Here is a 22,177-nt window from a genome sequence, read left to right on the forward strand (position 1 = left end):
CGGGTGGCCCGCCGGGCCCGGACGCGCCCGGGATGGATTCTGGGATATCGGGGGCAGGCCCGACTGGCGCCGTGGCGCCTTGCGCGCTATTGTACAATGCGATGGTTTACTGAATACCAGCGAGGCCGGCGCGGGCCTTTCGAGGTAGATCGGTCGCTGTCGTACATTGCAGAACCTGATTCCCACAAGACGAAACAAGGTGCGCGAATGAATCGACTGGGCAAGTGCTTGAAGGTGTTCGAGAGTGCGATAGCGTCAGGTCTTACAGCAGGTTTATTCATGATGGCGGGGCAGGCAAGCGCGGCGGATCAGGGAACGCCGGCCAAGCCCGACGTCGCCCGGGGGCAAGCCATTGCCGCGCAGGTGTGCGCGGCCTGTCACGCGGCCGACGGCAACAGCACCGGTGGCGCGTATCCCAAGCTCGCCGGCCAGCACGCCGACTATCTCGTCAAGCAACTCAAGGACTTCAAAGCGCAGCCCGGCGGCAAGCCCGCGGCGCGCGCAAACCCCATCATGGCCGGCTTCGCTGCCGCGCTGTCAGACCAGGATATGATCAACGTCGCAGCCTGGTTCTCCTCCCAGACATCCAAACCCGGCTACGCGCGCGACGCGAAGACCGTGCCGTTCGGCCGGTCGATCTGGCGCGGCGGCATCGCCGACAAGGGCGTGCCGGCCTGTGCGGCGTGCCACGGACCCACGGGTCAGGGGATTCCGATCCAGTATCCGCGCCTCTCGGGCCAGTGGTCGGAATATATCGTTGCACAGCTCAATGCTTTCCAGCAGGGCACGCGTAACAATAACGATCCGATGCGCACCATCGCGCACCGCCTCTCAGACGACGAGATCAAGGCCGTTGCCGATTACGCGGCCGGCCTGCATTGAGCGCAGCAGGTTTGCCGCGCGTTTGATCAGCAGTTCCACGGCGCGGCCGGCCGGAAAACAAGAAAAGGGTGAGGGCGTCGTCACGCTGGCGGCGCGCCTGCACCCTTTTTTGCTGTAGCGCCTGTTCGGCAAGAAAGCAGCAAGAGCGAAAAAGCGGAGTTTGAATGAGCGTCACCACGCAGGGTTTGCAGTTGAATGTTCGCCAGAAGGCGGTGAGGAGCGCCGTCGAGCTGATCAGCTCGATGCGCTTCGCAATTGCGCTGCTCGTCGTGCTCGCCATTGCGAGCATCATCGGCACGGTGCTCACGCAGGACGACCCGTACCCGAACTACGTCAACCAGTTCGGCCCCTTCTGGGCCGACATCTTCCGCTCGCTGAGCCTCTACACGGTCTACAGCGCGTGGTGGTTCATGACGATCCTCGGCTTTCTCGTGGTGTCGGTTTCGCTGTGCGTGATCCGCAACGCGCCGAAGATGCTCGCGGACATGAAGAGCTGGAAGGACAAGGTCCGCGAAGGCAGCCTGCGCGCGTTCCATCACAAGGGCGAGTTCGCGGTGGAGGGCGGCTCGCGCGAGCAAACGGCCGCCACGCTCGGCAAGCTGGCGGGGCGCATGGGCTACCGGTTCGTCACGCGCGAGAGCGATGGCGCCACGCTCATTGCGGCCAAGCGCGGTGCGCTCACCAAGATCGGCTACATCTTCGCGCACCTCGCGATCGTGATCATTTGCCTCGGCGGCCTGCTCGACAGCAATCTGCCGATCAAATTCCAGATGTGGCTGTTCGACAAGACGCCGATCCGCAGCAACGCAGTCATCAACGACATTGCGCCCGAGCACCGGCTCTCGCAATCGAACCCGACCTTCCGCGGCTACGCCTGGGTGCCCGAGGGCCAGTTCGTCTCCACGGCCATCCTCAACCAGCCCGATGGCTCGCTGATCCAGGACCTGCCGTTCTCGATACAACTCAACAAGTTCATCGTCGATTACTACTCGACGGGCATGCCCAAGCTGTTCGCGAGCGACATCGTCGTGATCGACCACAAGACCGGCCAGCGCGTTCCGGCGCGCATCGAGGTGAACGAGCCGTTCGAGTACGACGGCGTGTCGATCTATCAGTCGAGCTTCCAGGACGGCGGCTCGCAGATGTCGATGACGGCGTGGCCCATGTCGGGCGCAGGCGCGAAGAGTTTCCCGTTCGGCGGCACGATCGGCAATTCGGCGCCGCTCGCGGTGCCCGCCGGCCAGACGGTGCCGGGCGTGGACGGTCAGACCATCGAATTCGCGGACTTCCGCGCGATCAACGTCGAGAACATCTCGAATGGCAGCGGCGCGAACGACGCGCGCGGCGTGGCGCACCAGTCGCTCAAGGAGGCGTTCGACGAGCGCCTCGGCTCCGGTGCGAAGAGCTCGAAGCCGCTCGACCTGCATAACGTCGGCCCCTCGGTGCAGTACAAGGTGCGCGACAAGAACGGCCAGGCGCGCGAGTACAACAACTACATGCTGCCCGTGGACGTGGGCGGCGGCGATCGCATGTTCCTCGCGGGCATGCGCGAGAATCCCGACGATCCGTTCCGCTACCTGCGTATTCCCGCCGACAGCGGCGGCACGCCGAAGGAGTGGATGATGCTGCGCGCGGCCTTCGAGGACCCCGCATTGCGCGTGCAGGCCGCGAAGCGTTTCGCCGCGCGCTCGGTCCCCGATTCGAACCGGGAGCTGCAACAACATCTCGAGGACAGCGCCGAGCGCGTCTTGACCCTGTTCGCAGGCTTGGATGCCCCGCAGGCCGGTGCTGCGGGCGCTGCAGGCGCCGCTGGCGGTTTCCAGGCCGTGGCGGCGTTCATCGACAAGTCGGTGCCGAAGGAGCAGCAGGAAAAGGCGGCGAGCCTCCTGCTGCGCATGCTCGAGGGTGCGACATGGGACCTCTGGCAGCTCGCGCGCGAGCAGGCCGGCGAGTCCGACCTGAAGCCCGATGCCGACGCCGCGCGCTTCGTGCAGGACTCGATCAACGCGATTTCCGACAGTTTCCTGTATGGATCGCCTGTCTATCTACAGCTCGATTCATTCAAGCAGGTGCAAGCTTCGGTATTTCAGTTGACGCGCGCGCCGGGCAAGAAAGTCGTGTATCTTGGCAGCCTGTTGCTCGTGCTCGGCATCTTCTCGATGTTCTACGTGCGTGAGCGGCGTCTGTGGTTCTGGCTGAAGGACCGGAAGGACGGTCAGGACCACGGCGTCGACGTCATCATGGCGATGTCGACCGCCCGCCGTACCCTCGACTTCGAGAAGGAGTTCGCCCGTACCCGCGACGCGGTCGGCCGTGCGCTAGGCGCGGCGCCGCAAACCGGCACCGCGAACGAGGCGGGCGACACGAACGGCAGCGGCACGGACCGTGCGCCCTGATTCACGCACGCGATTACAGCCACTCACGATCAACACCGGTAAGCCCATGGACTTGTCTCAGGTTTCCTCCTCCGCGAAGGCTCGCCGCGCCGAACGTGCGCAGGTGGCCAATGCCGCTGTGGCGCACGGCGCCACGACTGCCCGTGATCCGCTCGCCGACGTCCTGTTCGACGAACGCCCTTTCCTGCGCCGCCTGACGGCGGTGGACTGGCTGTTCGCGCTGGCGCTCGTGGCGGGCGCGGGCTTCGCGCTCTCGCGCTACCACGCGCACATGAACTACTACGACAAGCTGGTGCTCTGCGGCACGACGCCGGCGCTCGTCGTGCTGGGCTGGCGCTGGAAGCCGGCGCGGCTGCTCATGGCCGGTATCGCGGTGCTCGCGCTGTTCGCGATCCAGATCTACCAGGGCGACCTCGCGCGCGCGGATCAGGCGTTCTTCCTCAAGTATTTCCTCTCCAGCCAGTCGGCCATTCTGTGGATGAGCGCGCTGTTCGTGCTCGCCACGCTGTTCTACTGGATCGGCCTGCTCTCGCGCTCGCCCTCGGGCGGCTCGATCGGCTCGAAGCTCACATGGGCGGCGGTGCTCATGGGCTTCGTCGGCCTGATGGTGCGCTGGTACGAGTCCTATCTCATCGGCGCGGACGTCGGCCACATTCCCATCTCGAACCTCTACGAAGTGTTCGTGCTGTTCAGCCTCATCACCGCGCTCTTCTATCTGTATTACGAAAGACACTACGACACGCGTGCGCTCGGCGCGTTCGTGCTGCTCGTGATCAGCGCGGCCGTGGGCTTCCTGATGTGGTACTCGATTTCGCGCGACGCGCAGCAGATCCAGCCGCTCGTGCCCGCATTGCAGAGCTGGTGGATGAAGATCCACGTGCCCGCGAACTTCATCGGCTACGGCAGCTTCGCGCTTTCGGCCATGGTGGGCGTGGCGTACATCATGAAGGAGCGCGGCGTGCTGGCGGACCGCCTGCCCGCGCTCGAGGTGCTCGACGACGTCATGTACAAGTCGATCGCCGTGGGTTTTGCGTTCTTCACCATCGCGACCATTCTCGGCGCGCTGTGGGCCGCGCAGGCCTGGGGCGGCTACTGGAGCTGGGACCCGAAGGAAACCTGGGCGCTGATCGTGTGGCTCAACTACGCCGCCTGGCTGCACATGCGCCTCATGAAGGGCCTGCGAGGCGGCGTGGCGGCCTGGTGGGCGCTCACCGGGCTGCTCGTCACGACCTTCGCGTTCCTCGGCGTGAACATGTTCCTTTCGGGCCTGCACAGCTACGGCAAGCTGTAACCGAATCGGCCCACGAGACGAATTAACCGTCGGATGCCTCGCGCTCCGACGGTTTTTTTTTCGCCCGCCGGGAAGTTTTCTGCGAATTGCGCGTTTGCCCGCTTGAGGTCATCCAGTCGATCCACGTCGTGCACAGCACGCCAGGACGGGTCGAGATACGATCAATGTGCTGGCGGCGCACGCCACGCAAGAAGCAGGAGCAGCGATATGTGGATCAAGCGGAGCAGCAGGATCTTGCTCAACGGCGACGACATCCCCGCGAGCGAAATCACGCCGCAAAGGGTGTACGAACAGCGCCGGCGCATTCTGCGGGCCGCGGGCGCGCTCGCGCTCGGCGGCATTGCGGGGCCGTTCGGTGCAACGCAGGCGCTTGCGGAATACGCCCCCGGCGACCCGAAGGCGCAGAAGCTCGCCGCGCAAACGAACACGAAGTTCGTCGCGCTCGACAAGGTCACGCCCTACAAGGACATCACGACCTATAACAACTTCTACGAGTTCGGCATGGACAAGGGCGATCCGGCTCAAAACGCGCACACGCTGCGGCCGCGCCCGTGGAAGCTGAGCGTCGAGGGCGAGGTGAAGAACCCGAAGGTCTACGACATCGACGAGATCCTCAAGCTCGCGCCGCTCGAAGAGCGCGTGTACCGGCATCGTTGCGTGGAGGGCTGGTCGATCGTCGTGCCGTGGATCGGTGTTTCGCTTTCCGAACTGATCCGCCGCGCGCAGCCCACGGGCAACGCACGCTACGTGCAGTTCATCACGCTCGCCGACCACTCGCAAATGCCGGGCCTCGCCGAGCCGATTCTCGACTGGCCGTATTCCGAAGGCCTGCGCATGGATGAAGCGATGAATCCGCTCACGTTGCTCACGGTCGGCCTCTACGGCCAGGTGCTGCCGAACCAGAACGGCGCGCCCGTGCGGGTGATGGTGCCGTGGAAGTACGGCTTCAAGAGCGCGAAGTCGCTGGTGAAGATCCGCTTCGTCGAGAACCAGCCGCCCACGAGCTGGAACAAGTACGCGCCGAACGAATACGGCTTTTATTCGAACGTGAATCCGAACGTCGATCACCCGCGCTGGAGCCAGGCCACGGAGCGGCGCATCGGCGAGGACGGCTTCTTCCAGCCCAAGCGCAAGACGCTCATGTACAACGGCTACGGCGACCTCGTCGCGTCGATGTATCAGGGCATGGATCTGCGCAAGAACTTCTGAGCAACGAGCTAGATGGAGCGAGAGATGGAATCGACGACGACACCACAGGCCGCCGCGCGCGTGGGGGCGGCCCAGCCGCGTCCTGCGCGAAAGGCGGGGAGCGTGACGGGCCCCCGCTGGCTGCCGTGGGCGAAGGCGGCGGTGTTCGTCGCGGCGCTGTATCCGCTCGCGCGCCTTTTGCTGTTCGGCTTCACGGACGGACTCGGTGCGAATCCGATCGAGTTCATCACGCGCTCCACGGGCCTGTGGACGCTGGTGTTCCTCTGCATCACGCTCGCGGTCACGCCGCTGCGACGACTTACGGGCTGGAATACGCTGGTCCGCTTTCGGCGCATGCTGGGCCTCTTCGCGTTTTTCTATGCGACGCTGCACTTCACGACCTACATCTGGTTCGACAAGTGGTTCGACGTTGCCGCGATGCTCAAGGACGTGGGCAAGCGGCCGTTCATCACGGTGGGTTTCGCGGCGTTCGTGCTGCTGATTCCGCTCGCCGTGACGTCCACGCGCGCGATGGCGCGCCGGCTCGGACGCCGCTGGCAGACGCTGCATCGGCTCATCTACGCGATCGGCGTGCTGGCGATCCTGCACTTCTGGTGGATGAAGGCGGGCAAGCACGACCTCGTGCTGCCCAAGCTCTACGGCGCGATCATGCTGGCGCTGCTCGGCTGGCGCGTGGCCGTGTGGCTGCTGGCGCGCTGGCGTGCCGCGCGCGCGGGGGCGGGCGCCGCGTAGGTGCATCGCGCGCAGGCAGGCAAACAAAAAGCGACGCCGTAGCGTCGCTTTTTTCATGGGCGTGCGAACGAAAGACTCAGTCCGGCAGCACGCGCTCGCTCGCGAACAACTGCGCCACGCTTTCGCGCTCGCGCGCGAGATGCACGCGTTTGCCGTCGACCATCACCTCGGCCGCGCGCGCCCGCGTGTTGTAGTTCGAGCTCATCACGAAGCCGTAGGCGCCCGCGGAGCGGATCGCGAGCACGTCGCCCGGTTCGATCGCGAGCGAGCGGGCGCGGCCCAGCCAGTCGCCGCTCTCGCACACGGGGCCGACCACGTCGTAGGTCTGCGGCGCCGACTGGCGCGCAACGACCGGTTCCATCGCGTGATACGCGTCGTACATGGCGGGACGGGCGAGGTCGTTCATCGCGGCGTCGACGATCGCGAAGTTCTTTTCCGAGCCCGGCTTGAGGAACTCGACCGTAGTGAGCAGGATGCCCGCATTGCCCACGAGCGAGCGGCCCGGCTCGAAGTACACCTCGCGCGTCTTGCCCGTTTTCGCGCCATACGCCTCGATGCGATCGAGCACCGTGCGCACGAACTCGCCGATATCGGGCGGCGTTTCGTCGTCGTAGGTGATGCCGAGGCCGCCGCCCACGTCGATGTGGCGGATGCTCACGCCGTCGGCTTCGATCTGGTCGACGAGCTCGAGCAGCTTGTCGATGGCGTCGAGATACGGCGCGATTTCCGTGATCTGCGAGCCGATGTGGCAGTCGATGCCGACCACGTCCAGGTGTGCCATGGCCGTGGCGGTGCGATAGGTCGCGCGCGCTTCCTCGAACGCCACGCCGAACTTGTTCGCCTTCAGGCCGGTGGAAATGTACGGGTGAGTTTTCGGATCGACGTCCGGGTTCACGCGCAGCGAAACCGGCGCCTTCTTGCCGAGCTGGCCCGCCACGTCGTTGAGGCGGTCGAGTTCGGGAATCGACTCGACGTTGAAGCACTTCACGCCCGCTTCGAGCGCCTCGCGCATTTCGCCAGCGGTCTTGCCGACGCCCGAGAACACCACGTCCTCTGCCTTACCGCCTGCCGCGAGCACGCGGGCGAGCTCGCCCGCCGAAACGATGTCGAAGCCCGCGCCTTCGCGCGCGAACACGTTGAGCACGGCGAGGTTGCTGTTCGCCTTGACCGCGACGTGCACCTTGGCGCGGCGGCCGGCGCAGGCGTCGGCGTAGGCGTGCCATGCGGCGGTGAGTGCCGCGCGCGAATACACATACAGCGGCGTGCCGTACTGTGCGGCGAGATCTGCGGCCGGGACGCCCTCTACGAAGAGCGTGCCGTTATCGCGGTGAAAAGCGGACTGGGTCATGCGAGTGTTTTACTGGGTTGGCGTGGCGTCGGAAGCCGGTTGTGGGCTGCCGGTGGTCGCGGGCGGGGTGCCGAGTTCGGTGTCCGGGGACAACGACAGCGGCGTGCCGGAGGTGTCCGGAATCGTGCCAACCGGTGCCGATGCCGATTCGGGCGCACTTGCGGGCGCGCCTGCAGGCGTCGCGCCGGTTTCCGGCTGCGTGGTTTCGAAATTGGGCTTGGGCGGAAGCGGCGGCACGGTGGGCATGTAGAGCGCACCGCGCTGGCCGCAGCCTGCGAGCGCGACGGCGCCGATCGCAAAAGCCGCTAGAATCGCGCGGGGCGTCCATGCGCTGGGGGCCGCTGCGCGCGTCCGGGAAATGACACGCATAATTGTCCCTGAATGAATAACCGGTGGAGTTTAGCATGCCAGACAATGACTACCTGAGCCGCGCGGAGGCCGTGCTGGCGGCCGTGGAGCGCGCTGTGGACGAGGCGGAAGCCGACATCGAACTGGAGCGCAGCGGCAACGTTCTGACGCTCGAATTCGAGAATCGCACGAAGATCATCGTGAATTTGCAGCCGCCGATGCGCGAAATCTGGATCGCGGCGAAGGCAGGCGGTTTCCACTATCGCTTCATCGATGGCGAATGGCGCGACACGCGCACGGGCACCGAATTCTTCTCGGCGCTCACGGCGTATGCAACGGAGCAGGCGGGCGAGCCGGTACGGTTCGAGCCATAAGCGCGCAAGCGTGAGTTCGTAAAAGAAACGGGCGCGAAAGACTGGCGCCCGTTTTTCATTGCCACCGTTGCCGCGAGCCTCAGTGGCCGCGGAACAGATTCATGATGTCTTCCTTCTCCTTCGCATTCACGTGCTCCGGGGCGGGCGCGGCGCCCGCATCGTCCGCGCCCGATGCGCCGCTCGCCGACGCCTCGAGTGCCGCCTGACTGATGCCCACGGTCGAGACGAAGCCGTGGCCCGGCGTGGCGTCGGCGTAGTAGAGCTCGTCGCCGAGCGTGACGATGCCGTCCGGCATCGCCATTCTGTACTCGGGCACGCCGCTTAGCGCCTTCTGCATGTAGTCGATCCAGACCGGCAGCGCGAGACCGCCGCCCGTTTCCTTGTCGCCGAGGCTGCGCGGATTGTCGTAGCCGATCCACGCGATCGCGGCCAGCGTGTGCTGATAGCCCGCGAACCACGCGTCGCGCGAGTCGTTGGTCGTGCCGGTCTTGCCGCCCAGGTCGGTGCGCTTGAGGGCGTTCGACTTCGCGCCCGTGCCGCGCTGCGCGACGCTCTGCAAGAGGCTGTTCATGATGTACGCGTTGCGCGGGTCGATCGCGCGCGGCGCGTTCTGCTCGGCCACGAGCGGCTGCGCCTGGGCGACCACCATGCCGCGCTGGTCGGTGACTTCGGCGATCAGATACGGATTCACGCGATACCCGCCGTTGGCGAATACCGAGTAGCCGGCGGCCATCTGCAGGGGCGTGACGAGACCGGCGCCGAGCGCCATCGGCAGGTAGGCGGGATGCCGGTCGGCGTCGAAGCCGAAGTGCGTGATGTACTGCTGCGCGTACTTCGTGCCGATGTGGTTGAGGATGCGGATCGACACGAGGTTCTTCGACTTCATGAGCGCCGTGCGCATGCTCATCGGGCCGTCGAAGCCGCCGCCATAGTTCTTCGGCTCCCACGGCTGGCCGCCCGTTTCGGCGGCGCTGAAGAAGAGCGGCGCGTCGTTGATGACAGTCGCCGGCCCGAGCCCCTTGTCGAGCGACGCCGAGTAGATGAACGGCTTGAAGCTCGAACCCGGCTGGCGCCACGCCTGGGTGACGTGGTTGAACTTGTTCTTGTTGAAGTCGAAGCCGCCGACGAGCGCGCGGATCGCGCCGTCCTGCGGCACGATCGAGATGAACGCGCCTTCGATTTGCGGCAGCTGCGTGATCGACCACTCGCCCGCGTTGTTGCGCGCGAGGCGGATGATGGCGCCGGGCCGGATCTTCTGCGACGGCTGCGCGCGTGCGGAGAGCGCGAACTGCGCGAAGCGCAGCCCGTCGCCGGTGATGCTCGTGGTGTTGCCGTCCATGAACGTGACCCGCACTTCCTTCGGGCTCGCCGCCGTCACGACCGCCGCCACGAGTTCACCGTTGTCGGGGTGCTCCACGAGCGCGTCGTCGATGGCCTGCTCGCGCTCGTCGCTGTCCGTGGGCAGGTCGATGAATGCATCGGGCCCGCGATAGCCGTGGCGCCGCTCGTAGTCCATCAGCCCCTTGCGCAGCGCGCGATAGGCGACGTCCTGGTCGGCGGAGTCGATGGTGGTGACGACGTTCAGTCCGCGCGTGTACGCCTCCTCGTGGTACTGCGCGTACATCATCTGGCGCACCATTTCCGCGACGTACTCGGCGTGGACGCTGAATTCCTTGCCCGCGCCCTTGACGACGAGCGGCTGCGCCGCGGCCTCGTCGTACTGCTGCTGGGTGATGTAGTGCAGCTCGAGCATGCGCTGGAGAATGTACTCCTGGCGCACCTTCGCCCGCTTCGGGTTGACGACCGGGTTGTAGGCCGACGGCGCCTTGGGCAGGCCGGCCAGCATCGCGCACTCGGCGAGCGTGAGGTCCTTCAGATCCTTGCCGAAGTACACGCGCGCGGCGCTCGCGAAGCCATACGCGCGCTGGCCCAGATAGATCTGATTCATGTACACCTCGAGAATCTGATCCTTCGAGAGCTTCGACTCGATCTTGTAGGCGAGCAGCATCTCGTAAATCTTGCGCGTGTAGGTCTTTTCGCTCGAAAGGAAGAAGTTGCGCGCCACCTGCATGGTGATCGTGCTGGCGCCCTGGGTGGCGTGGCCATTGGTGAGCGCGACGAAGCCCGCGCGCGCGATGCCGGCGAGATCGACGCCGCCGTGATCGTAGAAGCGCGCGTCTTCGATGGCCAGAATGGCCTTCTTGAGGTTGTCGGGCACGTCCCTGAAATGGACGATGTCGCGCCGCTCCTCGCCGAATTCGCCGATCAGCACGTGGTCGCGCGTGTAGATGCGCAGCGGCACCTTCGGGCGATAGTCGGTGAGCGCCTCGAGCGACGGCAGGTTGGGCGTCGCCACAACGAGCGCGTAGCCGAGCACCAGCGCGACGCACACCACGCCGGCGAAGATGAGGCCGAAAAAGGCGATCAGCAGCGTGGCCCACCACGGGCGCTTGCGCCGCCGGGGCGGCTCGGGCGGCGTGGAAGGCGGTACGGACGAAGGAAGCTGATCTTGCATACGAACACCAGAAAAACGGTCCCGCGATTATAGCCGCCGCTCGCTCACGGGCTTTCGAGATGCTTACATGGACGGCGCATGCGAGCACGCAAGCCGCTGTTTCTGTCGACGCGTCTGCTGACGCTTATTGCTGATATTCGCACTGTAGACGCGCCCCTCGCGCGTGAATAGCGCTGGCGGCGATCGTTGGCCGTTCGGCCGAGTATTCGTGCGCCGCCCCGCTTCGCACAATTTCTCCATCGACGCGCTGCGAACGGTTTGCGGCGCACGGACAAACGGGAGGGATGCGATGGGTTTCGGGAATCCGCTGTTGTTGGGCGCTCGCCGCTTTGCCGCGGGTGTGGATTTAAGCGCGCGCGGGGTCACGCTGGTGGTGTTGAGCCAGCGTATTGTCGGGGCGGGGCCGGTCCGCCTCGAATGGCTGGCGGGCGCGCCGCTCGCGCGCGAGGCGCTCGCCGGCGCGGAGATCGTCGACCGGGCGGCCATCGTCGCGGCGCTTCGCGGCGTGTTTGGCGAGTTGCCGCGCGCCAGCGCCGCGGCGTCGCTGCGTTGCGCCATGGCGCTGCCCACGAGCGCGACGCTCGTCGCGACCGTGCCGCTCGCGCGTCTTGCGCCGGCGGGTGCGATGGACGAGTCGGGTATTCACGCGGCGCTCGAGCCGCTCGTGCTGGCGGAGGCGGAACGCGTGGCGGGCGTGGAGCGCGGCGAGCTGGCGGTCGACTGGAGCGTGCTGCCGGCCACGCCGCGCAGCCACGAAGCGCAGGTGACGATCGCGGCGACGGCGCGGCAGCATCTCGAAGCGCGCATCGAGTGTGCGGCCATGGCGGGCATCACGTTGTGCGCCGTGGACGGCGAAGCGCACGCCGCGTTGCGCGCCATGCGGCACGCGGCGGTGTACGAGTTGCCGCCGCACGAGCCCTGGGTGGCGATCTGGGTCGGCCCGGAAGGCGTGCATGGCTGGTTGCTCGTCGACGACTCGGTCATCCGGCACATGCGCTTTCCCGCGCTCGAACATGCCGATCTCGTGGAGGCGCTGCGCGACCTCGTCGACGGCGAGCAGGCCGGCTGCGTGCAGGTCTCGGGCGAGCTTGCCATGCTGCGCGGCGCGAACTTCACGATGGCCGACATCGGCGACGCGCTGGGCGCGCCAGTGCTGCCCTTCGAATGCGCACCGCTGGCCGACATCGAGTGGCCGCTCGCGGCGACGCTGTTGCATGATCCGGCGTGCGCGGTGGCGTTCGGACTCGCGTTGCGCGGGGTGGCGGAATGACGCTCGCGCGCGCCGTGCGCGAGTTACCGCGTCGGGCCGTCGGCGGATTCAATCTGCTGCCGTGGCGGCAGCGCGCCATTCGCAGGCGGCGTTGCTGGCGCCTGCTCGAATGGGGCGCCGCGGCGCTTGGCGGGTGCGCGTGTGCGCTGGGTGTCGTGCTCTGGCAGCGCGTCGAATGCAGCGCGCTCGAGGCTCGTCGCGCGGCGCTGGAGCGGCCGCTGGCGCAGTGGCGTGCACCGCTCGCCGAGGCGCAGCGCCTCACGCGGGAGAGCGAAGCGCGGCGTGTCGGCGAGCGACTCGCCCGGCAGCACGCGCGGGCTACGGCGCGCTTTTTCGCCCTCGCGGACGCGTTGGCAAGCGACGCTCTGCCGGGCGTCGGCTTGCAGCAGCTCGCGCAGTTCGCCGATGAAACCGATCTGCAGGCGAGCGCAGCGGACGAATCGGCGGCTGCGGCGTGGCTCGGACGGCTGCGCTCGCTGCCCGATGTCGAGGCCGTGAGCGTGCGCGAACTCAAGCGCGGCGCGCCGGCCGGCGCTGCACGCGAGCGTGCGTCCGACGGCGAACCGATTCGCGTCGCGGCTCATCTCGTCTGGCAAGGCGCGAGCACCGTGCCGCGAGCCGGCGCACCGCGAGCGTCGAGCGACGCCGCAGCGAAGGAGGCGACATGAGCACGATGGCTGCGCACGCTGGGCAGGAGCGGGCGCTCGTCCCGGCTCGGTCAGGCGCGGGCAACGTCGTGCGCGGATGGCCGCCGCTGCACGCGTGGAGCCTGCACCGCCGCCTGGCTGTCGCGTTGACGATTGCCGTGCTGGCTCTCGCCACTGCAAGCGGCGCCTGCATCGTCGGGGATCCGCTTGGCGTCCATGCAGCGCGCGCCGCGCTGGAAGCCGCTCAAAAGCGCTACGGCGATGCCCAGCAAGTCCTGGCGCGTCTGCCCGCGCTGCGCGAAGCTGCGGCGCGAATGCCTTCGCGTGCGCCGCGTGCGGGCAATTCCGCCGACGACATTCGCCGCATCTCGCAACTCGCCGCGCAATCGGGCCTCGTGCTGCATATGCTGGAGCCAGGCGTCGCGGGCGGCGTGCAAGCCGAGGCGTTCCGGTCGATCAGGCTGGTCGCGCAAGGCAGCTTCGCGCAACTGCGCCGACTGCTCGTAGAGTTGGCGCGCGAGGCGGCGCTCACGGTGCCATTCGAGCTTGCCATCCGGCGCACGGGAACCGGTCTGTCGGTCTCGGCAACGTTGCGCGTATACGATGCGCTTCCCGCCGTGCCGCTGGCGGTGGCTACCGCAGCGGTGGAGCGCGATCCCTTTGCGCACGCGGCTGCGGCCGGGAGGGCGGAAGACGGGTGGCGCCTTGCCGGCATCCTGCAGGATCGGCTGCGTATCCTCGCGCTCCTGGAAACGCCCGAGGGCGTCGTGTCCGCGCAGGCGGGCGAGGCGGTCGGCAATGCGCGCGTGCTGGCAATCGGGCCGGCGCGGGTCGTCGTCGCGGCGGGTGGGACGACGCGCGCGCTCGGCTGGGCGGAGGCGGCGAAATGAGCGCGCTCGAGCGGAGCGTTGTTGTCCTCGCCGCGTTGATGGTGAGCGTTGCCGCGTGCGCGGCATGGGCCGCGGTGCCGCCGCCTCGACCTGGGTGGGCACGTCCGCCGGCGGCGCTCGCGCGCTACGAAGTGCCGCCGTTGCCCGACGGGGCGGGGGAGCCCGCAGCGAATCAGTGGATCGCCAATCCGTTCATGGGAGGCAGCGATGCTTCTACGACCGAAGTCGCGCCCGAAGACGTTTCGCGGGCAGACGCGGACGGCGACGCTGGCGTGTCCCAACGCGCCGCCCAGCCTTCGCGCGAACCGGTCAGCGCCACACCTGCGGCCGGGCCGCTCGAAGGGCCGCCGGTGCCCATGCGCGCGCCGACGCGCCTCGGCGACGCCGCGGCAGCCAACGATGGCTTGCCGGCGGACCGACCGATCACGCTCAACTTCCAGCGCGCTGAACTCACGGCCGTTCTGCATGCGTTCGCCCAGTTCACGAAGCTCAATATCGTCGCAAGCGAACGGGCGCGCGGCCAGGTGACGTTGCGCCTCGAGCGCGTGCCGTGGCGTACCGCGTTCGACCTGCTGCTGGAAGCAAACGGCCTTGCGATGTCGCGCATCGGCGACGTGATCTGGGTCGCGCCCGCCGCGGAGGTGGCAGCGCGCGAGCGGCAGCGTTACGAGGCGCACGCCCGGGCCGCGGAGCTGGAGCCGCTCGCGAGCCGCTCGTTCGAGTTGCATTACGCGCGCGCCGAGGATCTGCGCCGCTTCCTGACCGGCACGGGCGCACAGCGCGCACTCTCGAAGCGCGGCACGGCGGTGGCGGACGCGCGCACGAATGTCCTCTTCGTCACCGACCTGCCGGCGCGACTCGACCAGATCGGCGAACTCGTGTGGCGGCTTGATGCGCCCGCGCGTCAGGTGCTGATCGAGGCGCGTATCGTCGAGGGGGAAGAGGGGCTGTCGCGCGAGCTGGGCGTGCGTCTTGGCGTGACGCCGGTGAGCGTGGACGCAACGGCCCCCCGCGGCCTGACCACCAAAGCCGACGGCACGGTGTACGACCTCGCGGCGGGCCCGATTGCCGGCTTCGAGCCCGCGGGCCTTGGGCTCACGCTGCTGGCCGCGCGCGCCACGCGTCTGCTCGACATCCAGTTGAGCGCGCTCGAGGCCGAAGGGCGCGGACGGGTGGTGTCGAGCCCGCGCGTGGTCACCGCCGACCGCACGAAGGCCGTCGTCGAGCAGGGTACCGAGCTGCCTTATCAGGCCAAGGTCGGGCAGGGCGTTTCGGGCGTGCAATTCCGGCGCGCCAGCCTGAAACTCGAAGTCGAGCCGCAGATCACACCCGATGGCCGCGTGATACTCGACCTCGACGTGGCGAAGGACAGTGTCGGCGAGCAAACGGCCGCCGGGCCTGCGATCAACACCAAGCACGTGCAGACGCGCGTGGAAATCGAGGACGGCGGGACGGTCTCGATTGGCGGCATCGACGCGACCGATGACCGCGATGATGTGACGCGCGTGCCACTCCTGGGCAAAATACCGGTTCTGGGCGCGCTTTTTTCGCATCGCGCGCACCGGGATAAGCGCAGCGAGCTCGTGGTGTTCATCACGCCGCGCGTCGTGGAGCCGAATTGACCCTCATTGATCGGGCAAACTGGCTGCCAGCGGGCAGCCCCATGTTTACGGGGTCTGATCAACGGGGCCGCAGGCTCGACAATGCCGCCGCTTTGCCAGTAAGCTGCGGCACCAACCTTTCGTAGGAAACGCTGCAAGTGCGGGACGCAAACGCCAATGTATTTTTCGTAGGGCTCATGGGCGCCGGCAAGACGACCGTGGGCCGGGCGGTCGCGCGCCGGCTGGAGCGTCCGTTCTTCGACTCCGATCACGAGATCGAGGCGCGCACGGGCGCGCGCATCCCGGTGATTTTCGAACTCGAAGGCGAAGCGGGCTTCCGCGACCGCGAGGCCCAGATGATCGAAGAGCTCACGGGGCGCGAAGGCATCGTCCTCGCGACCGGCGGCGGCGCAGTGCTGCGGCCCGAAAATCGCGCAGCGCTCAAGGCGCGCGGCTTCGTCGTGTATCTGCGCGCGCATCCGCACGACCTGTGGCTGCGCACGCGGCGCGACAAGAATCGCCCGCTGCTGCAAACCGAAGACCCGAAGGCGCGGCTCGAAGCGCTGTACGAAGTGCGCGACCCGCTGTATCGCGAAGTCGCGGACTTCGTGATCGAAACCGGCCGGCCTTCCGTCAACGGACTCGTCAACATGGTGCTGATGCAGCTCGACATGGCCGGCGTCGTGCGGGCCACGGCGCGCGAGTAGGGCGCAGGTCGCCCGGTGAGTCGCGCAGTGAGTCGTGCAGCAGGCAGTGCATCGGAAACCCAAAAGATTCAGAGCATGATTACCGTCAACGTCGAATTGGGCGACCGCGCCTACCCCATCCATATCGGCTCCGGCCTGATCGGTCAGACGGCGCTCTTCGCGCCCCATATCGCCGGCAAGTCGGTCACGATCGTGACGAACACCGTCGTCGATCCGCTCTACGGCGAGACGCTGCGCGCCGCGCTTGCGCCGCTCGGCAAGGACGTCAACACGGTGGTGCTGCCCGACGGCGAGGCGCACAAGAACTGGGAAACGCTCAACGAGATCTTCGACGCGCTGCTCACCTCGCGCGCCGACCGCAAGACCACGCTCATCGCGCTGGGCGGCGGCGTGACGGGTGACATGACGGGCTTCGCGGCCGCCTGCTACATGCGCGGCGTGCCGTTCATCCAGGTGCCGACCACGCTGCTTTCGCAGGTCGATTCGTCGGTGGGCGGCAAGACGGGCATCAATCATCCGCTCGGCAAGAACATGATCGGCGCGTTCTACCAGCCGCAGGCCGTGATCGCCGACATCGGCGCGCTGGCCACGCTGCCGGAGCGCGAACTGGCGGCCGGCATTGCCGAGGTCATCAAGACCGGCGCGATTGCCGACGCCGAATTCTTCGACTGGATCGAAGCCAACGTCGAGTCGCTCAACCGTTGCGAGCCCGAAGCGCTCGCGCACGCGGTCAAGCGCTCGTGCGAGATCAAGGCATCGGTCGTCGCCGCCGACGAGCGCGAGGGCGGCCTGCGCGCCATCCTCAACTTCGGCCATACGTTCGGCCACGCGATCGAGGCCGGGCTCGGCTACGGCGAGTGGCTGCACGGCGAGGCGGTGGGCTGCGGCATGGTGATGGCTGCGGACCTCTCGGTACGCGTGGGCATGCTGGACGAAGCCTCGCGCACGCGCCTCGTGCGTGTGGTCGAGGCCGCGAAGCTGCCGGTGCGTGCGCCCGCGCTCGGCGCCGACCGCTACGTCGAGCTTATGCAGGTCGACAAGAAGGCCGAGGGCGGAGCGATCAAGTTCATCCTGCTCAAGCGCTTTGGCGAGACGCACATCGGCCGCGCGCCCGACGAAGCCGTGCAGGCCACGCTCGCCGCCGCGACGCAGAACTGAGGCGGCGCCGGCGACAACCCCTTGCGGAGGAACGGTGAGCGACACCCGCAGCGATAACCGTAGTGATCCCCGTAGTGATCCCCATAGCGTTCAGGAACGTAGCGACGCGCATGGCGGCGACGCCAGCGCCGCGCTGGTCGCGTCATTCGAGGCGGGTCTCGCGCCTTACGCGGCGCACGCCTCGCGCTCGCGCGGGCGGCGCTATCCCGAGCCGCCGCCCGCCGCGCGCAGCGAGTTCCAGCGCGACCGCGACCGCATTGTCCATTCCACGGCGTTTCGCCGCCTCGAGTACAAGACCCAGGTGTTCGTGAATCACGAGGGCGATCTCTTTCGCACACGGCTCACGCACAGCCTCGAAGTCGCGCAGATCGCCCGCTCGGTCGCCCGCAATCTGCGCGTGAACGAGGATCTGGTTGAGGCGATCTCGCTCGCCCACGACCTCGGCCATACGCCGTTCGGCCATGCGGGCCAGGACGCGCTCAACGAGTGCATGCGCGAGCACGGCGGCTTCGAGCACAATCTCCAGAGCCTCGCGGTCGTGGACGAGCTCGAAGAGCACTACGGCGCGTTCGACGGCCTGAACCTGTGCTTCGAAACGCGCGAAGGCATTCTCAAGCACTGCTCGCGCGAGCATGCGCGGCATCTGGGCGATCTGGGCGAGCGTTTTCTGCTCGGCCGGCAGCCGTCGATCGAAGCGCAGATCGCCAACATCGCCGACGAAATCGCCTACAACAACCACGACGTCGACGACGGCTTGCGCTCGGGGCTGCTCACCATCGAGCAGCTTGCCGAGGTCGAACTCTGGCAAACGCACTACGACGCCGCGCGCGCCGAATATCCGCAGATCGAGGGCCGCCGGCTGGTTCACGAGACGGTGCGGCGCATCATCAACACGCTGATCGTCGACCTGATCGGGCAGACGCGGCGCAATCTCGCCGAGTGCGCGCCGCGGTCGCTCGACGACGTGCGCGCGGCGCCCGCGCTCGTCGCGCACAGCGAGCGCGTGGCCGCGCAGGCGGCTGCGCTCAAGCGCTTTCTCTACCGCAACCTGTACCGCCACTATCGCGTGATGCGCATGGCCAACAAGGCGCGGCGCGTGGTGAAGGGGCTGTTCGAGGCGTTCAGCGAAGACTCGCGCCTGCTGCCGCCGCCGTACCAGACGCAGGACGCCGCCGTGCAGCCGCGGCTGATCGCGCATTACATCGCAGGCATGACCGACCGCTATGCCCTGAAGGAGTACCGCCGTCTCTTCGTCGTCGCCGACGACGTTTGAGGGCGCGGCTCGCCCCCTCTCACCGCCCCTGCTGATTCCGGGAGCCCATTTGATCAAGACCTGGCCGTATCCGCGCGTTGCCGCGCACCGAGGGGGCGGCACGCTCGCGCCCGAGAACACGCTGGCGGGTCTGCGCACGGGCGCGAGCCTCGGCCATACGCTGGTGGAGTTCGACGCCAAGCTGTCCGTCGACAACGTCGCGTTCCTGCTCCACGACGACACGGTGAACCGCACATCGAACGGGCACGGCGCCGCGGCATGCATGCGCTACGCGGAACTTGCCACGCTGGACGCGGGCAGCTGGCGGGACGCGCGTTTTGCGGGTGAGCCGATGCCCACGCTCGCTCAGGTCGCAAAGTGCTGTCGTGAACTGGGGCTTGCGGCGAACCTCGAGATCAAGCCCTGCGCGGGCCGCGACGTGGAGACAGGCCGGATGGTCGGCGCCGAAACGGCGCGCCTGTGGGAGCAAGAAGCGCAGGCGGGCGTGCCGCCTTTGCTCTCGTCGTTTTCCTACGCGGCGCTCGAGGCGGCGCGCGAGAGCGCGCCGCAATTGCCGCGCGGCCTGCTGTTCGAGCGGGTGCCCGCCGACTGGCGCGAGCAGACCGCGGCGCTCGAGTGTGTGTCGCTCCATGCGAGCCATCGCCATCTGGACGAGGCGCTCGTCGGGCGCATCAAGTCGGCGGGGCTTTTCATCCTCGCCTATACGGTGAACGACCTCGACCGCGCTCGCCAGCTCGTGAGCTGGGGCGTCGATACGGTCTGCACCGACCGTATCGACCTGATCGGGCCGCACGCGCTCGACGCCTGAGGCCCCAGGCCGGGCGGCCGGTGCCCGGCTCCTCCTTCAGCGGCGCGAGAGCAGCGCGCCCACTACCAGCGCCACGCCGCCGGCAATCGCGACGGCCTGCCAGGGATTGCGGTGCACGTAGTCGTCAGCGCCGGCGATAGCCGCGTCAGTATGGTCGCGCGCGGCGGCACGCGCGACTTCGAGCCGCTCGCGGGCGGCGTCGAGACGCTTGCGGATGTCGGCGCGCAGCGCAGCCGCATCGGCCTGGGTTCCTTCGCCCAGCGTGTTTTCCAGCTCGGCGAGCAGATCACGCAACTCGTCGGTGATATCGGCGGCGGCGCTGCGGCCGCGGCGCGCGATGCGCCGGGCATGTCGGCTCGTGCGCGTCCAGGAATCTCCGAGGGCTTCTCGCGTGTTCGGAAAGGCGCTCATGTATGGCTCCGTCGTTGAAAAGTCACAGGTAAAAGGCTCGCCGCGGGGCGCACGAAAAAGGGCGCGGGAGGGCGAGGACCGGAGTGCCAGTATTGCGCAATTCCAGTGCCCAAGCCTTGAACGAGCGCAGCGAGCCGGGCGCAAATGCCCGCCAGGCGGGGCTCCGATCTCTGGTGACAAAACAGGTGATTACGGGGACAGCACGCTTTTTCGCAGAGGCATAGAATCAGGATAAGCCCATGCGAAGGCGGGGAAAAATCGATGGAGACGCGAAGACGGGAAGGGCACGGCCAGGCGGGAAACGCCGCCCTCCGCCAGACGCCGCAAGGGCGAGGCGAAGGGCCGGCGCGAGGTGGTGCGTGGCGCCGCAGCGCGTTAGAAGTTGTAGCCGACCTTCAGGTACGTCACGAGCGGGTTCAGGTGAATCTTCGATTCCGCGACTCGCTGGGTGCCGAACTGGTTGTTCAGCGTCGTGTTGTACGTAGCCGTCACGTTGATCGGAATGTACGAGAGCGAGAAACCGGCGAACCAGTGCTTCGTGAAGTTGTAGTTGAAGCCCAGGTTAAACACGGGGGCCCAGGAACGATCCGTCGAAACACTGGTCGGACCCCCAAGCACGCCGTTTTCGAAGGAGCCGTTGGTGATCTTCGCGTCGGTGAACCAGGCGTAGGTCACGCCGATGCCGAGGTAAGGACGGAATTTTGCTTCCGGGCTGTTGAAGTAGTACTTGAACAACAGCGCGGGGCTCCACAGTTTCGCCGAGCCGACCTTGCCGAAGCTGCTGAAGCTGCCGCCGCCGGAAATATCGAACTTCGGCGGAATGCCCAGTTCGGCTTCGGTCGCGAAGTGGTCGGTGATGTAGTAGCCGAGGGAGAAACCCACGGTGTCGGCCGAGCCGACGCTGGCGCCCGTATTCGGAATGGCCATGTTGACGGGCGTGCCGCCGACGCTGTCGATCTTGAGCGGATCGCTGGTGTCCTGCGGCATGAAGCGGAACCAGCCGGTGGTGACGTAGAACGTGTTTGCGGATTGTGCGTGTGCTGCCGTGAAACTGGCGAGCGCGGCGACCCCTGCCAGCGCCTGTTTTAATTTCATATTAATTGCTCCTCCATGAAAGGCCCGCTCATTATGAACACAACGTTTGCAACAAACCAGACGCGACCGTTAGAGCTTTTTTACTAAGCGCCGCGAGCTTTCCGCCGAAGCCGCATGCCAGCGAGAACTAGCGCTGGTGGGGCCTGGCGGGTCTGCGGGTATTCACCAACGGAACCAGGAAAATCGAGCATGGCACGGCTTGCACGTCTTTATGTTCCCGATCAGCCACAGCATGTGATCCTGCGCGGACTCGATCAGCAGCCCGCGTTCGTCGATGACCAGGACTACGAACTGTTCATCGACTGCCTGAAGGCCGCGGCGCGCGATCATCATCTGGCGGTGCATGCGTGGGTTTTGATGCCCGGCGCGGTGCAACTGCTCGTCACGCCTTCCGACGAATCCAGCCTGCCCAAGGCAATGCAGGCGGTCGGCCGGCGCTACGTGGCGCATTTCAACCGGCGCTATGCGCGTCGCGGCACGCTCTGGGAGGGGCGCTACCGCGCGACGGTCATCGAGGGCGAGCGCTTCTTCCTGCTGGCGAGCCGCGTCGTCGAGCTCGCACCGGTGCGCAGCCACCTCGTGACGGCGCCCGAAGACTATCGATGGTCGAGCTACCGGCATCACATCGGCCTGACCGTCGACAGTCTCATCACCGACCATCCGCTGTACTGGGCGCTCGGCAACACGCCGTTCGAGCGTCAGCGCGCGTATCGCGAACTCTGCGAGCAGGTGCTCGACGAACGCGAAACGACGCAGCTCATGCAGGCCACGCTCAAGGGCTGGGTGCTCGGCAGCGACACGTACCGCGATTGGGCGTCGCGCACGGCGAACCGGCGCGTCTCGCCGCTGCCGCGCGGGCGCCCGCGCAAGGTGCGCGAAGCGCCGGGCACGCCAGCGGCAACGCCGGGCGCCATTGGCGCCGCGGCCACCGCGAGCCCGGCTTCGACGCCTGCGGCCGGATCGGGCGGGGCGGGCGGTCAGTCGGCGGGCCATGGCGCCGCTCAATCTGGCCCCCATTCGACTTCGCATCCCGGCGCCAATCCGGCCGGCTCGACTTCGACGCATGGAGGCGGCCACGCGGGTAGTGGTTCGGCTACAACATCGGGTGTAAATCCGGGTGGCTCGAACGGCCATTCCGGTGGTTCGCAGGGTTCCGGTGACGGCGGCTCCTCCGGTTCGAGTTCGGAACGCGACCAGCGCAAGCCGGGCACTGGCACTCACT

General features: G+C 67.2%; 19 protein-coding genes and 1 pseudogene. 15 read left to right on the top strand and 5 right to left on the bottom strand.

Going from position 1 to position 22,177, the window contains the following annotated elements; translation table 11 throughout:
• Nucleotides 1-207: 207 nt before the first annotated feature.
• From AB4Y40_RS33040 to msrQ, 5 genes are all read left to right on the top strand, one after another.
• Nucleotides 208-882 (top strand): cytochrome c, encoded by a 675-nt coding sequence (locus AB4Y40_RS33040; protein WP_368691429.1) that lies wholly within the window; start codon nucleotides 208-210, stop codon nucleotides 880-882.
• A 164-nt stretch (nucleotides 883-1,046) separates the two neighbouring features.
• Nucleotides 1,047-3,278: a cytochrome c biogenesis protein ResB gene (locus tag AB4Y40_RS33045; protein ID WP_368691430.1), complete on the top strand. Its 2,232-nt coding sequence runs from the start codon at nucleotides 1,047-1,049 to the stop codon at nucleotides 3,276-3,278.
• A gap of 46 nt (nucleotides 3,279-3,324) precedes the next feature.
• Nucleotides 3,325-4,569 carry a c-type cytochrome biogenesis protein CcsB gene (gene ccsB, locus AB4Y40_RS33050; RefSeq protein WP_368691431.1) on the top strand — a complete coding sequence of 415 codons (1,245 nt, stop codon included), beginning with the start codon at nucleotides 3,325-3,327 and terminating at the stop codon, nucleotides 4,567-4,569.
• A gap of 207 nt (nucleotides 4,570-4,776) precedes the next feature.
• Nucleotides 4,777-5,778 carry a protein-methionine-sulfoxide reductase catalytic subunit MsrP gene (gene msrP, locus AB4Y40_RS33055; protein WP_368691432.1) on the top strand — a complete coding sequence of 334 codons (1,002 nt, stop codon included), beginning with the start codon at nucleotides 4,777-4,779 and terminating at the stop codon, nucleotides 5,776-5,778.
• Between the two features lie 12 nt (nucleotides 5,779-5,790).
• On the top strand, nucleotides 5,791-6,510 hold the full coding sequence (gene msrQ, locus AB4Y40_RS33060) for a protein-methionine-sulfoxide reductase heme-binding subunit MsrQ (protein WP_368691433.1): 720 nt from the start codon (nucleotides 5,791-5,793) through the stop codon (nucleotides 6,508-6,510).
• Nucleotides 6,511-6,586: 76 nt separating this feature from the next.
• Here msrQ and lysA read toward each other — a convergent pair whose 3' ends face one another.
• Together lysA and AB4Y40_RS33070 are read right to left on the bottom strand one after the other, a co-directional pair.
• Nucleotides 6,587-7,858 carry a diaminopimelate decarboxylase gene (gene lysA / locus AB4Y40_RS33065; RefSeq protein ID WP_368691434.1) on the bottom strand — a complete coding sequence of 424 codons (1,272 nt, stop codon included), beginning with the start codon at nucleotides 7,856-7,858 and terminating at the stop codon, nucleotides 6,587-6,589.
• Nucleotides 7,859-7,867: 9 nt separating this feature from the next.
• Nucleotides 7,868-8,227 carry a lipoprotein gene (locus AB4Y40_RS33070; protein ID WP_368691435.1) on the bottom strand — a complete coding sequence of 120 codons (360 nt, stop codon included), beginning with the start codon at nucleotides 8,225-8,227 and terminating at the stop codon, nucleotides 7,868-7,870.
• Between the two features lie 35 nt (nucleotides 8,228-8,262).
• On the opposite strand from AB4Y40_RS33070, the gene cyaY reads away from it, so the two are divergent.
• A complete protein-coding gene (gene cyaY / locus AB4Y40_RS33075; protein WP_028206540.1) occupies nucleotides 8,263-8,580 on the top strand; it encodes an iron donor protein CyaY in 318 nt (105 codons plus the stop codon).
• Between the two features lie 79 nt (nucleotides 8,581-8,659).
• Here the strand turns inward: cyaY and AB4Y40_RS33080 are convergent, their stop codons facing one another.
• Nucleotides 8,660-11,095: a penicillin-binding protein 1A gene (locus tag AB4Y40_RS33080; protein ID WP_368691436.1), complete on the bottom strand. Its 2,436-nt coding sequence runs from the start codon at nucleotides 11,093-11,095 to the stop codon at nucleotides 8,660-8,662.
• Nucleotides 11,096-11,384: 289 nt separating this feature from the next.
• Between AB4Y40_RS33080 and pilM the strand changes: the two genes are divergently transcribed.
• The 8 genes from pilM to ugpQ all read left to right on the top strand — a co-directional run bounded on the left by pilM (nucleotide 11,385) and on the right by ugpQ (nucleotide 19,449).
• Nucleotides 11,385-12,365, top strand: coding sequence for a type IV pilus biogenesis protein PilM (pilM, locus tag AB4Y40_RS33085; RefSeq protein ID WP_368691437.1), 981 nt, complete (start codon nucleotides 11,385-11,387; stop codon nucleotides 12,363-12,365).
• Nucleotides 12,362-13,033, top strand: coding sequence for a fimbrial assembly protein (locus AB4Y40_RS33090; protein ID WP_368691438.1), 672 nt, complete (start codon nucleotides 12,362-12,364; stop codon nucleotides 13,031-13,033). Before pilM ends, AB4Y40_RS33090 begins: the two co-directional genes overlap by 4 nt.
• Nucleotides 13,030-13,902 (top strand): hypothetical protein, encoded by an 873-nt coding sequence (locus tag AB4Y40_RS33095; RefSeq protein WP_368691439.1) that lies wholly within the window; start codon nucleotides 13,030-13,032, stop codon nucleotides 13,900-13,902. Before AB4Y40_RS33090 ends, AB4Y40_RS33095 begins: the two co-directional genes overlap by 4 nt.
• Nucleotides 13,899-15,524, top strand: coding sequence for a type IV pilus secretin PilQ (gene pilQ / locus AB4Y40_RS33100; protein WP_368691440.1), 1,626 nt, complete (start codon nucleotides 13,899-13,901; stop codon nucleotides 15,522-15,524). The genes AB4Y40_RS33095 and pilQ overlap by 4 nt, the downstream gene beginning before the upstream one ends.
• A 131-nt stretch (nucleotides 15,525-15,655) precedes the next feature.
• Nucleotides 15,656-16,210: a shikimate kinase AroK gene (gene aroK, locus AB4Y40_RS33105; protein WP_069268233.1), complete on the top strand. Its 555-nt coding sequence runs from the start codon at nucleotides 15,656-15,658 to the stop codon at nucleotides 16,208-16,210.
• Nucleotides 16,211-16,285: 75 nt separating this feature from the next.
• Nucleotides 16,286-17,368, top strand: coding sequence for a 3-dehydroquinate synthase (gene aroB, locus AB4Y40_RS33110; RefSeq protein ID WP_324157976.1), 1,083 nt, complete (start codon nucleotides 16,286-16,288; stop codon nucleotides 17,366-17,368).
• Between the two features lie 133 nt (nucleotides 17,369-17,501).
• The gene (locus AB4Y40_RS33115; RefSeq protein WP_368691500.1) at nucleotides 17,502-18,641 is read left to right on the top strand and encodes a deoxyguanosinetriphosphate triphosphohydrolase; all 1,140 of its coding nucleotides are present in this window, start codon (nucleotides 17,502-17,504) and stop codon (nucleotides 18,639-18,641) included.
• Between the two features lie 52 nt (nucleotides 18,642-18,693).
• Entirely contained in the window at nucleotides 18,694-19,449 is a 756-nt protein-coding gene (gene ugpQ, locus AB4Y40_RS33120; protein WP_368691501.1) for a glycerophosphodiester phosphodiesterase, read from the top strand.
• A gap of 36 nt (nucleotides 19,450-19,485) precedes the next feature.
• Here the strand turns inward: ugpQ and AB4Y40_RS33125 are convergent, their stop codons facing one another.
• Together AB4Y40_RS33125 and AB4Y40_RS33130 are read right to left on the bottom strand one after the other, a co-directional pair.
• Nucleotides 19,486-19,860 (bottom strand): YqjD family protein, encoded by a 375-nt coding sequence (locus AB4Y40_RS33125; RefSeq protein ID WP_133186266.1) that lies wholly within the window; start codon nucleotides 19,858-19,860, stop codon nucleotides 19,486-19,488.
• A 375-nt stretch (nucleotides 19,861-20,235) separates the two neighbouring features.
• Nucleotides 20,236-20,955 carry an OmpW family protein gene (locus AB4Y40_RS33130; RefSeq protein ID WP_133186264.1) on the bottom strand — a complete coding sequence of 240 codons (720 nt, stop codon included), beginning with the start codon at nucleotides 20,953-20,955 and terminating at the stop codon, nucleotides 20,236-20,238.
• 189 nt (nucleotides 20,956-21,144) lie between these two features.
• On the opposite strand from AB4Y40_RS33130, the pseudogene AB4Y40_RS33135 reads away from it, so the two are divergent.
• A pseudogene (locus AB4Y40_RS33135) lies at nucleotides 21,145-21,834 on the top strand (transposase); the annotation flags it as partial.
• Between the last annotated feature and the right edge of the window lie 343 nt (nucleotides 21,835-22,177).

Origin of the sequence: Paraburkholderia sp. EG287B, from assembly GCF_040965595.1 — a bacterium.
Classification (GTDB): domain Bacteria; phylum Pseudomonadota; class Gammaproteobacteria; order Burkholderiales; family Burkholderiaceae; genus Paraburkholderia.